Source organism: Rhodococcus huquni (genome assembly GCF_055231055.1).
This window is the reverse complement of the sequence record NZ_JBUYWE010000008.1, coordinates 171,195-183,471: the sequence shown is the minus strand read 5'-3', so window position 1 is coordinate 183,471 and position 12,277 is coordinate 171,195. Positions and strand designations below refer to the sequence as shown.

Annotated in this window: 14 protein-coding genes; 7 read left to right on the top strand and 7 right to left on the bottom strand. The window is 66.1% G+C overall.

Annotated features, from left to right (window positions below):
• Positions 1-51: 51 nt before the first annotated feature.
• A complete protein-coding gene (locus ACZI8R_RS15985; protein WP_463380618.1) occupies positions 52-765 on the bottom strand; it encodes a TIGR03089 family protein in 714 nt (237 codons plus the stop codon).
• A 34-nt stretch (positions 766-799) separates the two neighbouring features.
• Positions 800-2,335 carry an LCP family protein gene (locus tag ACZI8R_RS15980; RefSeq protein ID WP_463380617.1) on the bottom strand — a complete coding sequence of 512 codons (1,536 nt, stop codon included), beginning with the start codon at positions 2,333-2,335 and terminating at the stop codon, positions 800-802.
• Positions 2,336-2,402: 67 nt separating this feature from the next.
• Between ACZI8R_RS15980 and rfbD the strand changes: the two genes are divergently transcribed.
• From rfbD to ACZI8R_RS15960, 4 genes are all read left to right on the top strand, one after another.
• Positions 2,403-3,245 (top strand): dTDP-4-dehydrorhamnose reductase, encoded by an 843-nt coding sequence (gene rfbD, locus ACZI8R_RS15975; protein WP_463380616.1) that lies wholly within the window; start codon positions 2,403-2,405, stop codon positions 3,243-3,245.
• Positions 3,246-3,306: 61 nt separating this feature from the next.
• Positions 3,307-4,206: a glycosyltransferase family 2 protein gene (locus ACZI8R_RS15970; protein ID WP_463380615.1), complete on the top strand. Its 900-nt coding sequence runs from the start codon at positions 3,307-3,309 to the stop codon at positions 4,204-4,206.
• Complete coding sequence (gene manB / locus ACZI8R_RS15965) at positions 4,196-5,275, top strand: mannose-1-phosphate guanylyltransferase (protein ID WP_463380614.1); 1,080 nt, start codon at positions 4,196-4,198, stop codon at positions 5,273-5,275. Before ACZI8R_RS15970 ends, manB begins: the two co-directional genes overlap by 11 nt.
• Positions 5,275-6,045, top strand: coding sequence for an SGNH/GDSL hydrolase family protein (locus tag ACZI8R_RS15960; protein WP_463380613.1), 771 nt, complete (start codon positions 5,275-5,277; stop codon positions 6,043-6,045). The genes manB and ACZI8R_RS15960 overlap by 1 nt, the downstream gene beginning before the upstream one ends.
• On the opposite strand, the gene ACZI8R_RS15955 is transcribed toward ACZI8R_RS15960, so the two are convergent.
• Genes ACZI8R_RS15955 through ACZI8R_RS15940 form a run of 4 tightly spaced genes read right to left on the bottom strand, consistent with a single transcriptional unit; the run spans position 6,024 to position 9,206 of the window.
• Complete coding sequence (locus ACZI8R_RS15955) at positions 6,024-6,590, bottom strand: NUDIX hydrolase (RefSeq protein WP_463380612.1); 567 nt, start codon at positions 6,588-6,590, stop codon at positions 6,024-6,026. The genes ACZI8R_RS15960 and ACZI8R_RS15955 overlap by 22 nt on opposite strands.
• Positions 6,591-7,931 carry a coenzyme F420-0:L-glutamate ligase gene (locus ACZI8R_RS15950; protein ID WP_463380611.1) on the bottom strand — a complete coding sequence of 447 codons (1,341 nt, stop codon included), beginning with the start codon at positions 7,929-7,931 and terminating at the stop codon, positions 6,591-6,593.
• Positions 7,928-8,914 (bottom strand): 2-phospho-L-lactate transferase, encoded by a 987-nt coding sequence (gene cofD / locus ACZI8R_RS15945; RefSeq protein WP_463380610.1) that lies wholly within the window; start codon positions 8,912-8,914, stop codon positions 7,928-7,930. Before cofD ends, ACZI8R_RS15950 begins: the two co-directional genes overlap by 4 nt.
• A 55-nt stretch (positions 8,915-8,969) precedes the next feature.
• Positions 8,970-9,206 carry a hypothetical protein gene (locus ACZI8R_RS15940; RefSeq protein WP_463380609.1) on the bottom strand — a complete coding sequence of 79 codons (237 nt, stop codon included), beginning with the start codon at positions 9,204-9,206 and terminating at the stop codon, positions 8,970-8,972.
• A gap of 233 nt (positions 9,207-9,439) precedes the next feature.
• Here ACZI8R_RS15940 and ACZI8R_RS15935 point away from each other — a divergent pair, with 233 nt between their 5' ends.
• On the top strand, positions 9,440-9,673 hold the full coding sequence (locus ACZI8R_RS15935) for a WhiB family transcriptional regulator (protein WP_463380654.1): 234 nt from the start codon (positions 9,440-9,442) through the stop codon (positions 9,671-9,673).
• 65 nt (positions 9,674-9,738) lie between these two features.
• On the opposite strand, the gene ACZI8R_RS15930 is transcribed toward ACZI8R_RS15935, so the two are convergent.
• Positions 9,739-10,233 (bottom strand): metallopeptidase family protein, encoded by a 495-nt coding sequence (locus ACZI8R_RS15930; protein WP_463380608.1) that lies wholly within the window; start codon positions 10,231-10,233, stop codon positions 9,739-9,741.
• 135 nt (positions 10,234-10,368) lie between these two features.
• On the opposite strand from ACZI8R_RS15930, the gene ACZI8R_RS15925 reads away from it, so the two are divergent.
• A complete protein-coding gene (locus ACZI8R_RS15925; RefSeq protein WP_463380607.1) occupies positions 10,369-10,764 on the top strand; it encodes a DUF3499 domain-containing protein in 396 nt (131 codons plus the stop codon).
• Between the two features lie 108 nt (positions 10,765-10,872).
• A complete protein-coding gene (locus tag ACZI8R_RS15920) occupies positions 10,873-12,243 on the top strand; it encodes a phosphomannomutase/phosphoglucomutase (protein WP_463380606.1) in 1,371 nt (456 codons plus the stop codon).
• The last annotated feature ends 34 nt before the right edge of the window (positions 12,244-12,277 follow it).

The window sequence follows — 12,277 nt, the reverse complement described above, 5'->3', positions numbered from 1 at the left end:
GCCTGTGAGCGGTCGACGACTCTCTGGACTCGCTGACCGCTCACAGGGGTGTCAGAGGCGGGCGGTGACCTTTTCGGTGACGGCTCGACGTTCGGTCTTCTGCGCGTCCGGGTTCGCCACCTGAACGAGTGACGCACCCACTGCGAGAACGGCGATCAGGCCGTCCACCAGGCCGTCCGTGGTGTTCCAGTCCGCAGAGGACAACACTCGGTCGGCGCCCCCGAATTCCTGTTTCGCTGCGGATTCGAGTGCGGCGGAACGTATTTCTTCGACACTGCGGCCGGCGAGAGCCGGCCCGGCGACGGTCGGACGGAACTGGTCGCCGTGGACCCGTACGGAGGTCGCGTAATCGGTGATCCCGATGGGAAGGTCCGGAACAGGGCGCCCGAATGCGTCCAGCGAGAGCGCCGCAACTTCCGCAACGTCCTCCACGTCACCGAGGCGATCGGCCGTGACCATGGCCAGGTCCACATCCGGATCGGCCTCCAACACCACTTCGGCACCGGCCCACCACAATCCGAGGACCACGGCGGCGGTCTGCCAGTGTGCGGGGAGCAGGACCGCCACGCGGGCCCCCGGTTCGACGGCGAACTCGTCGCGAACCATGTTCGCCGTCTTGGCAGCCCAGTTCGCAAGGGTGATCGCGGACAGCTCCACCCGATCACCCGTGGCGTCGTCGTAGAAGGTGACACGCGGTCCCGCCGGATCGGCCGCAAGAATCGGATCCAGCAGCTCGTCGGTCAGCGTGCGATTGGCATGGTTCATGGACAAGACGGCTTCCGTTCTCTCGTACGCGGCGTCAGTTGACGCAGCGAGGCCCCTCGGCGCCCGCGTCGATGGCCGGCCCCGGGGGAGCCGGGGTGGGAGCGGTGGCGCCGCTTCCGGACGAACCGGTCTCGGACGAGTCCGTTCCCGAGCTGTCGGTCGTACTCGAGTCACCCCCGCCCGGCGTGGTCGGCCCACTGTAATCGTCCGCGAGAACCACTCGCACGGTTCCCTTCGGCAGCGACGGGTCCTCGTCGGTTGCAAGATCTCCGAGCTCGGCGGCGACGGCGGCTGCTCCTTCGTCGTCGGCCGAGTGCGAGAACACCGTGGATTCGCTGACCGTCTCGCCGTCGTAGTTGCCGACCTCGCCCTCTCCGTAGCCGGCGGAGGCGAGGACGTTCGCCACGTCGGTCGCGAGGCCGCTCGTACTGCCGGCGTTGGACACGTTCACGGTGACGGACGACGTGTCGATGTCGGGCGCCTTCGTCGTCGTGGACGTTTCCTCGGAGGTGGGCTCCTCGCCGATCAGGCCCGCGACGTACTTCTTCACGGCCTTGGGTTCGACCTTGACGATCGATTCTCCGTAGTCGGTCATGCCGTTGAGGTCGGCGACCGGGATCGTCTCGAACTTCACTTTCCCGCCCGCGAGGTCCTGCAGTTGCTTTGCGAAATCGATGATGTCCCAGCCCTCGTCGAGGACGACCGAACGTTGGACGGCGGACGTGAGTTCGTTGAGTTTGCCGGGGTCGCTGAGCGTTTTCGCGCTGAGGACCTTGCTCACGAGCGAAGCCATGAACACCTGCTGGCGGACGATCCGGTCCAGGTCGCCTCGAGGCAGATCGTGTCGCTGCCGGACGAAGCTGAGCGCGTCCGGCCCGCGCAGGGTCTGCTCTCCCTTGGAGAAGTTCGCACCGGACAGCGGTTCGTTCACCGCATTGTTCAGGCACACGTCCACACCGCCCACCGCATCCGTGAGCAGGACGAAGCCGAGGAGTCCCACCTCGGCATAGTGGTCGACGCTGATGCCGGTCAGGTCGGCGACCGAGTTGATGAGTGCTTCACGCCCGGCCTTGGTCGATTCGGTCTCGGCCTCGGCGTCCGTTGCACCACCCTCGACCTCTTCCAGGCGCTTGTTCTCTTTCGTTGCGCCGTACGCGGCGTTGATCTTCGACATTCCGACGCCGGGCACCTTCACGTAGGAGTCGCGGGGAATGGAGATCGCGGTAGCGGAACTTCCGTCGTTGGGGACTCGTATCAACACGATGGTGTCGGTGTTGGAGGCGACTTCCTCGCCGGCCCGCAGTGATTCGAGTTCGTTCTGCGACAGCGGATTGCCGTGCGCGTCGGTGCGGCTGTCGGTGCCGACCATGAGGATGTCGATCGCACCGTCCTTGGTCTCACCCAATCCCAGGCCGCCCGCAGTTGCGAGGCTGTTGCGCAACGAGTCGATGCTCTGCCATGCGAATCCGGTGATCACCAGCGCCAGAACCGAGAGGACGGCGACGGCGATGTGCGCCGGGCGCCACCTGGGCGTCGGACGTGCGTCGGGGGAGGGTGAGTCTTGTGGCACGGGGACAAGGCTACTGGTCGGACTCTCCGGACTCGGGAGGCGTAAACGGCGTGCCAGACTGTTGCTCGTGACGGAGATTCTGGTGACAGGGGGTCGTGGACAGCTGGGCGGGCACGTGGTGGTGCGTGCGAACGCACGTGGTCTCACCGTGCGGGCGCCGAGCTCGAGCGAACTGGACATCACCGACCTGGCTTCGGTGAAATCGCAGGTGAGTCCCGGTTCCGTGGTGATCAACTGCGCCGCGTACACCGCCGTGGATGCGGCCGAGACCGACGAAACCGCGGCCCGTGAAGTCAACATGACAGGTGCCCGCAACATTGCCCTCGCGTGCGCGGAGGTGGGTGCTCGGATGATCCAGGTGTCGACGGACTACGTATTTTCCGGGGAAGCCGACAGTCCGTACGAAACGGACGCCCCGACCGCCCCTCGCACGGTGTACGGCCGTACCAAACTCGAAGGCGAACAGGCCGTGCGAGAGATTCTGTCCGAGGCCAGAATCGTCCGCACTGCCTGGGTCTACACGGGTATCGGATCCGATTTCGTTGCGACGATGCGGAGACTCGAGCGTGAACGCGACTTCGTGAATGTCGTCACAGACCAAGTGGGGTCGCCCACTTTCGCCGGTGATCTCGCCGACGCTCTTCTCGATCTCGTGGGGTCGGGCGACCGCGCTGCGCCCCTGCTGCACGTGACGAATCAGGGGCAGGCAAGCTGGTTCGAACTCGCCCGCGCGGTCTTCGAAGGGGTGGGCGCGGACCCCGAGCGGGTGCGCGGTTGTACGAGTGCAGAGTTCGTGCGGCCGGCTCCACGTCCGTCGTACTCCGTGCTGTCCGGCCGGGCCTGGGCGGCGGCCGAACTGCCTCCGCTTCGGCACTGGCGTGACGCGCTGGCCGCGGCGCTCGCCGAGTGATCCGTGGCCGGTACCGACGTGCGGTGAGGTCCCGCGGTGACGAACGGCTACGCTTGCCCGCGTGAGTTCGAAGCTGGCCGTGGTGACGGTGACCTACTCGCCCGGCGAGCATCTGGAGCATTTTCTGGACACGCTCACCGCGGCGACCACAGAAAATCCGCAGGTGATCATGGCGGACAACGGTTCGACCGACGGGTCGCCGGAGGCCGCCGACGCGACCCACGAGCACGTCCGGCTGCTCCGTACCGGTGGCAACATCGGCTACGGGGGCGCCATCAACCGTGCGGTCGCAGAGATCGACCGTGACATCGAGTTCGTGGTCGTGGCCAACCCGGACGTCCGGTGGAGTCCCGGGTCGATCGACGCACTGCTCGAAGCAGCGCAGCGCTGGCCGCGGGCGGGTGCGCTCGGGCCGCTGGTTCGTGAGCTCGACGGAAGCGTCTACCCGTCTGCGAGGCAGGTCCCCGATCTGGTGTCGGGCGCCGGGCATGCAGTGCTCGGTACCGTGTGGCCGTCGAACCCGTGGACTCGGCGATACCGGCAGGAGAACGAGGCCGTCACCGAGAGGTCGGTCGGATGGTTGTCCGGTTCCTGCCTGTTGATGCGGCGCACGGCGTTCGACACGATCGACGGATTCGACTCTCGCTATTTCATGTACATGGAAGACGTGGACCTGGGCGACCGCCTTGGGAAGGCCGGCTGGCTCAACGTCTTCGTACCGACGTCGGAGGTGACCCACGCGAAGGGGCACGCCGCCGGGCGTCATCCGGAACTGATGTTGCCGGCGCACCACCAGAGCGCATACCGATTCCAGGCGGATCGGCATCCGAACTGGTGGCAGGCGCCGATCCGCTGGGCACTACGTGGGGGACTCGCGGCGCGATCGCGAATTGCGGTCGCAGCGGCAGTGCGTGAACGTCGTAGGGAAGAGAACGAGGGTGTGACCACACATGGCCATTGAGAAGAACACGGACGCGGTCGTCCTCGTAGGGGGAAAGGGCACGCGGCTGCGTCCCCTCACGTTGTCGGCGCCCAAGCCGATGCTGCCCACCGCGGGTCTGCCGTTCCTCACACATCTGCTCGCTCGCATCGCCGACGCGGGCATCGAGCACGTCGTGCTCGGAACGTCGTTCAAGGCAGAGGTGTTCGAAGATCACTTCGGTGACGGCTCCAAGCTCGGTCTCGAGATCGACTACGTGACCGAGACGGATCCGCTCGGGACGGGTGGCGGCATCCGCAACGTGCTCCCGAAGCTGCGCGGCGAGAACATCATGGTCTTCAACGGTGACGTCCTCGGCGGCACCGACCTCGGCGGCATTCTGGACACTCACGCCACGACCGAGGCCGATGTCACGATGCACCTCGTGCGTGTGGGAGACCCTCGCGCGTTCGGCTGTGTGCCCACGGACGACGACGGTCGAGTGACTGCCTTCCTCGAGAAGACGCAGGATCCGCCGACCGATCAGATCAATGCGGGTTGCTACGTCTTCCGCCGCTCGGTCATCGAGGAGATTCCGGAGGGTCGCGCGGTGTCCGTGGAGCGTGAGGTCTTTCCCGCGTTACTGGCGCGCGGCGCTCGGGTGTTCGGCCACGTCGACAGTTCGTACTGGCGCGACATGGGCACCCCGGAGGACTTCGTTCGCGGTTCGGCAGACCTCGTGCGGGGAATAGCCCCCTCGCCTGCACTCGACGGCCCGCGCGGAGAATCGCTCGTTCTTTCCGGTGCCGGTGTCGCGCCCGGCGCGGTTCTCATCGGCGGCACCGTGGTCGGCCGCGGCGCCGAAGTGGGCGCTGGGGCTCGGCTCGACGGTGCCGTGGTGTTCGACGGTGCCGTGGTGGAAGCCGGCGCAACCGTCGAGCGCAGCATCATCGGCTTCGGCGCCCGGATCGGTCCGCGCGCACTGGTTCGTGACGCCGTGATCGGAGACGGCGCTGACGTCGGGGCTCGCTGCGAACTCCTTCGCGGAGCCAGGGTGTGGCCCGGTGTGAAGTTGCCGGACGGCGGCGTGAGATTCAGCACGGACGTGTGATGAGCGACCACGGTTTTCGGCGCTTCGTGGCGCTCGGTGACTCGTTCACCGAGGGGGTCGGCGACCCCGACGATCGGTATCCCAACGGCCTGCGTGGATGGGCGGACCGGCTCGCGGAGCAACTTTCGGCCGGTTGCCCGGACTTCGCGTACGCCAATCTCGCGGTCCGAGGGCGCCTCATGGCGCCGATCGTCGACGAGCAGGTCGATGCGGCAGTCGAGCTTCGGCCCGACCTCGTGACCGTCTATGCCGGCGGTAACGACCTGATGCGTCCGGGTGTGGACCTCGATTCGCTGGTGGCACACTACGAATCGGGCATCGCGAAGCTCACCGCGACCGGGGCGAAGGTGCTGATCTTCACCGCTTACGACTCGGGTTGGGCTCCGGTGTTCGGTCTGCTTCGTGGGCGTCAGGCGATCTACAACGAACTGGTGCGCGGGGTGGCCGAACGCCACGGCGCGACGGTCGTGGACTTCTGGCGATTCGGCGAATACCACGACATGCGGATGTGGGACTGGGACCGGTTGCACATGTCGACCGCCGGACACACGAACATGGCTGTGCGGGTACTCCAGGTTCTCGGAGTCGCGCTCGACGGGACTCGCCCCGATCTCGGTCCGGCGCCGGTACTGGCAGAGGGTGAACGACGGAAGTCGGATCTCGTCTGGGCCAAGGACTTTCTGATTCCGTGGCTCGGTCGCCGGGTGCGCGGAACGTCGTCGGGTGACGGCGTACTGGCGAAACGTCCTCAGCTCGAGCCGGTTTGCTGACGTAGCTCGGCCAGCCGCACCATCTTGTCGATGGTGACCTTCTCCGCGTCAGGAGGGAGCTCGTTCACCGGAAACCAGCGCAGGTCCGTCGACTCGTCGCTGCGGGTGATCGGTGCGCCTGCCGGTGCACGCACGACGAATCTCAGGTCGAGGTGACGTGTCGGTACGCCGAGCGAGCAGGTGATGGGATGCGTGTGCGCGGAGAGCAACTCGGGGTCGACCGTCAGTGCCTCTATACCGGATTCCTCGCGGGCCTCGCGTAGCGCAGCATCCACCACCGACTCGTCCGTCTCCTCGCAGTGGCCGCCCAGCTGGATCCAGCGACCCACCCGGGGATGCAGGGTGAGCAGTACGTGATCACCCGACTCGTCGAGGACCAACGACGAGGCCGTGATGTGGCCCGGTGCGTGCGCCCGGAGACATCCACTCGGCGCGGAGCCGAGAAACGCGAGCATCGTGTGACGCAGAGATTCGTCCGAGTCGTCGGTGGGATGCCAACGCTCCAGCACGTCGACGGCCGAGCGGTGCAACGAGTGGGTGCTCATCTACTTCTCCACGAGTGCGTCGCCTGCGGGTACGGCCTCGCGAGGGCCGAGCGGCTCGAGGGGGTGTCCGACGGCGATGGCGCCCAAGGGTTGCCAGTCGCCGGGCAGGTCGAGGACGTCACGTACGACGTCGGCGGCGAAGATGGTCGACCCGATCCAGCAGCTGCCGACTCCCTTGGTTGCCAAGGACACCAGCAGGCCCTGTACCGCGGCGCCGACCGCGACGGTGAACATGGTGGATTCCGCGGCAGTGCGGCGCGGGTCCGGATAGGGATGGGCACCGTCCGGTACACAGAACGGAATCAGCACCTCGGGGGCGTCGAAGAGGATGTCGCCCTTGGCGACACGCCTGTCCACCGAACCCGACGAGTAGCCGTCGGATGCCAGGTCTTCGCGCCATTGTTCACGGAGCGCGGTGAGCAGCTTCGTACGAACCTCGGGTGTGCGGATCCAGACGAACCGAACGGGGCGCGTGTGGTGTGGTGCGGGAGCGGTGAGTGCTTCGTCGACGGCGCTGCGAATGACGTTCGGCTCCACCGGCTCGGTCGAGAACGCTCGGATCGAACGGCGGAGAAGTAACGCCTCCGAGCGGCCACGAGCGAACGACTCCTCGGTTCCGAGCCAGAAGAGGTCTTCGGACCCAGCACGAATCAGTTGCCTCGCAGTGGAACCGTCGTCCCGCGGTGTCAGGCCACGCAGCACCGCGACCGGGACGCCGCCCAGCTTGCCCTTGACGAGATCTCCGGCCGCCGCGATCTCGTCGGCCACGGCGACTTCCGTGACGACGAGTTCGTTTCCCTGACTGTCGACGGAACCTGCATAGGCGTGCAGGACCGACAGCCCGGCGGAGCCGATCGCGGCGTCGATCTGCCCGGTACGCCAGGCTCTGCCCATGGTGTCAGTGATCACGACGGCCACTTCTACGCCGAGCTTCTCGCGAATCGCGTCGCGCAACTCGCGCGCACTCGCGTCGGGGTCTTCCGGGAGAAGTGCGAGTTCTCCACCGTCGACGTTGGAGCCGTCGATGCCGGAGGCGGCCTGGACGATCCCGAGTCGGTTCTCGGTGATGAGGGTGCGTCCCTTGCGGGCCACTACCCGCACGGCCTCCTGGTCCACGAGACGCCTGCGGGCGCTGTCCCGCTCTTCCGGGTCGGTGGGGGAGTCGACGATGCGTCCCTCGACCTTGGAGACCACCTTGCTGGTGACGATCACGACATCGTCGTCTGCCAGCCACGGTGCACCCGCCACGAGTGCGCCGGCCAGGTCGTCTCCGGGTCGGAACTCGGGGAGACCGTCGACGGGGTGAATCTCGACGGACCGGCCGGGAGCGTGGTCGCTCATGGCTTCACACCTGCGATGTCGAAGGCGACTCGGACCATCTCGGCCGTGGTCTCCGGGTCGTTCATGATCAGTGGGATGCTGCGCACCTCGACGCCGGGCACTTCGGCTTCGTCCGTCTCGTGGACGAGCCACCCGTCGAGGAGCCCGGTGGCCTTTCGCGCACCGTAGTAGCGGCCCACGGCCTCGGCAGACGTCTCGACCCCGATGGTGTCGAGGCATTGGTCTGCCATGCCCCGCAACGGCTTTCCACCCACGACCGGCGACAAGCCGACGACCTTGGCCGACGTGGTGCGCAGAGCGCCACGAATTCCGGGTACCGCCAGGATGGCGCCCACGCTGACGACGGGGTTGGACGGGGCGATCAGCACGATGTCCGCGGACTCGATGGCTTCGAGCACCCCGGGTGCCGGCTTCGCCTGTTCGGCGCCTATGTGAGCGAAGCTGTGCGTCTCGATCTCGGCGCGATGGCGTACCCACCACTCCTGGAAGTGAATGGCTTTCTGCTCGCCGTCCTCCGGATCCGTGACGACGACGTGCGTCTCGCTGCGGTCGTCGGTCACCGGGAGCAAGGTCACGCCCGGCCGCCACCGATTGCACAGGGCTTCCGTGACGGCCGACAGTGGATATCCGGTGCGCAGCATCTGGCTTCGGATCAGATGCGTGGCGATGTCTCGGTCGCCGAGGCCGAACCAGTCAGGCTTGGCGCCGTAGGCTGCGAGTTCTTCCTTGGCGTTCCAGGTTTCGCCGACGTGGCCCCAGCCGCGCTCGGTGTCGATGCCACCGCCGAGGGTGTACATGCAGGTGTCGAGGTCCGGGCAGATCCGAAGCCCGTGCATCCAGACGTCGTCGCCGACGTTCACCACTGCCGTGATCCGGTGGGCTCCCTCGGCGCCCTCACCGGCAGAAACTCCACCCAGAAAACTCTGCACGCCTTGTAGGAATCTCGCCCCGCCGACGCCGCCAACCAATACAGTCACGTTCACGGCCCCGAGCCTATGCGTTCCGCAGACGTACGGTCAGTGGGGTGGGTGCGCAACCTCACCGCAAACAGATTTCGGTGAGGTTGCCGGGATTCCTGCGCCCTCCCGACGCCGGATCGGCGCGAAATAGTAATGGAGATTCTCCCGTTCGCTTGACCGCGACACGCTGGGCGTGTGTAATCACAAACATGTCATTCGGTTGTTGCGAGGTGAGATCGCTTGCAGCATCTATCAATTCGAACGCGCGTTCGAACCGGAGTTTCCGGATCTCGGCGTTCGCTTCGAGTTGCGGCATGGTTACCGCGTTCGAACCTGCCTCGGCAGATCGAGCGAGAGAAATGTCTGCGCTATCACAGGTGAGGAGGCGGAACGATGCCCAATGAGCATGCCGAGTTCGAATACGGCGCGAGCACAGCGAGCTACGAACCGCAGACCAATTCCGAAGCAGGCGCAGCCGACGGCGCCCGCGTACGTGAAGAAGGGCCACTCGACCGGCCCACGTTGAGTCTGGTTCCCGGGTTCGACGAGATGTTCGAAACGATCGAGGACCAGTGGCAGGAACGTGCGCTGTGCGCACAGACCGACCCCGAGGCGTTCTTCCCCGAAAAGGGCGGTTCGACAAGGGAAGCCAAGCGAATCTGCCTCGGTTGCGAGGTCAAGGACGAGTGCCTCGAGTACGCCCTGTCCAACGACGAGCGGTTCGGTATCTGGGGCGGGTTGTCGGAGCGTGAACGGCGCCGCCTCAAGCGCGGCATCATCTGACGCTTACTCCTGCGAGGGGAGGCCGGGTCCTGCGAGGGGACGCCTGCTCTGATCGATCGACCGCGTCAGTCGTCGTCTTCGCCCGGCAGAGTGGGATCGACTACTTCGGGGGCGACACCGAGGTAGGTGCCCACCTGGTGCACGAGAACGTCGTGGACCAGATCCGTGAGATCGTCCGGATCCTCCGATCGACGCTCGAGTGGTCGCCGAAACAGGACGACTCGTGCACGCGTTGCGACGCCGTGCCTGTCGATGCCGGCGGGGATGAGCCGTGACAGGGGAACGGGGCCGTCGGCTACCACTTCGTCCGGCCAGTTCACGGAGTCCGGATCGAGTGCGCGAATCTTCGGTACCTCGTCGACTGCGATGTCCAGCTTCGTCAGCCGGTCGTGCCACATCGCGTCGATAGGTGTGAAAGCGTCGAGTACCACCAAGTCGAATTTTTCCGCCCGCGTTCTACGCGCGGGCACGTCCGGGGGGAACACGGAACTGCGAACTCCACGTCCACGCCGATCCACGGAACGGCTCGTGGTCTGTCGTCTGGATCGGGCTCGGGACATGGACGCGACATTACGACAGAAGACTCCCGGTGAGAGTGTCGACCCGAGTGCTACACCGAGCTGTGATGTTCCGATGCGCACCGCCCGGTGTGTCCGAGTAGGTCTGCGACGACGAGAGGGCTAGGGTTCCCAATTGTGAGATCTTTACGTCGATGCTGCCGCCCCGCGTGCAAGAACACGGCTGTCGCGACACTCACGTATGTCTACTCGGATTCCACCGCCGTCGTGGGGCCACTGGCCACCGTCGACGAGCCGCATTCGTGGGATTTGTGCGAGACCCATGGCTCTCGGATCACGGCGCCCAAGGGGTGGGAACTGGTTCGCTACGAGGGTGGTTTCTCGTCGAGTACGCCCGACGAGGACGACTTGACCGCGCTCGCCGAGGCGGTACGCGAGGCAGGCATGGGAGATCGCGCTCGTACCGAGCACGTCGACCACGGCGATGACGGCGTGCAGGTCGCGGCACAGTCCGGATCGTCGCGCACGGGTCGTCGTGGGCACTTGCGAGTGCTGCCCGATCCCGCGACCTGACCGGTTCCGCCACGGAACTCCGGCTGCGCTCAGCGGCTGCGGGGCACCCACGATCCATGAGGCACTAGGCTTGCGCCAGCACTGGTGTCTGTGAAGGAGAAATCAGAAGTGGCGCGATCAGCCGAGTCCGTTGATGCCGTGATCAAGGCATACGACGTGCGGGGAGTCGTCGGTGAACAAATCGACGCCGCGTTCGTTCGAGAGGTGGGCGGTTCGTTCGCGCGCCTCGTTCGAGAGGACGCCGCAGCAGACCGCGTCGTGATCGGGCACGACATGCGCGATTCTTCCCCGGAGTTGTCGCGTGCGTTCGCAGAGGGTGTCACCGCGCAGGGGCTCGACGTGGTTCTCGTCGGACTCGCCTCCACCGATCAGCTGTACTTCGCTTCCGGGCTGCTCGATTGCCCCGGCGCGATGTTCACCGCCAGCCACAATCCGGCCCGCTACAACGGGATCAAGTTGTGCCGTGCCGGCGCGAAGCCGGTCGGCCAGGACACGGGGCTCGCCACGATTTCCGCCGAACTCGTCGCGGGTGTGCCGGAGTACGAAGGTTCGCACGGCTCGATCTCCGAGCAGGACGTGCTCGCCGACTACGCAGCCTTCGTTCGGGGCCTTGTCGATCTTTCGGAACTGCGCCCGCTCACGGTCGCTGTCGATGCCGGCAACGGTATGGGTGGACACACGGTTCCCGCAGTGTTCGATCCGCTGCCGTTACGGGTCGAGGCGCTGTACTTCGAACTCGACGGAACGTTTCCCAATCACGAGGCCAACCCCCTCGACCCGGCGAACCTCGTCGACTTGCAGAAGTACGTCACGACGACCGGTGCAGACATCGGCCTCGCATTCGACGGCGACGCGGATCGTTGCTTCGTGGTCGACGAGAAGGGGCTTCCGGTCTCGCCTTCGGCAGTGACTGCCCTCGTCGCCGAGCGTGAGCTCGCGAAGGAGCCGGGCGCGACGATCATCCACAACCTGATCACTTCGCACGCCGTCCCCGAACTGGTGGCCGAACTGGGTGGGGTGCCGGTGCGGACGCGGGTCGGGCATTCGTTCATCAAGCAGCAGATGGCGCAGACGGGCGCGATCTTCGGCGGCGAGCATTCCGCGCACTACTACTTCCGCGACTTCTGGGGCGCCGATTCCGGCATGCTCGCGGCGCTGCACGTTCTCGCCGCGCTGGGGGAGCAGGATCGTCCACTCTCGGAGCTGATGGCGAAGTACGAGCGGTACGCGGCATCCGGCGAGATCAACTCGACCGTCGCGGATGCCGCCGAACGTACCGAGGCAGTGCTGTCTGCATTCGCCGACAGGTCGCGCTCCGTGGACCGGCTCGACGGCGTGACGGTCGAGCTCGAGGGCGGGGCGTGGTTCAATCTTCGCGCCTCGAATACCGAACCGCTGCTTCGTCTCAACGTCGAGGCACCGACCACCCCGGATGTCGATGCATTGGTTGCTGAGATACTGGGCATCGTGCGGTCCTGACTGCCATAGTTGAAGTACGCGGAGTGATGAGGAA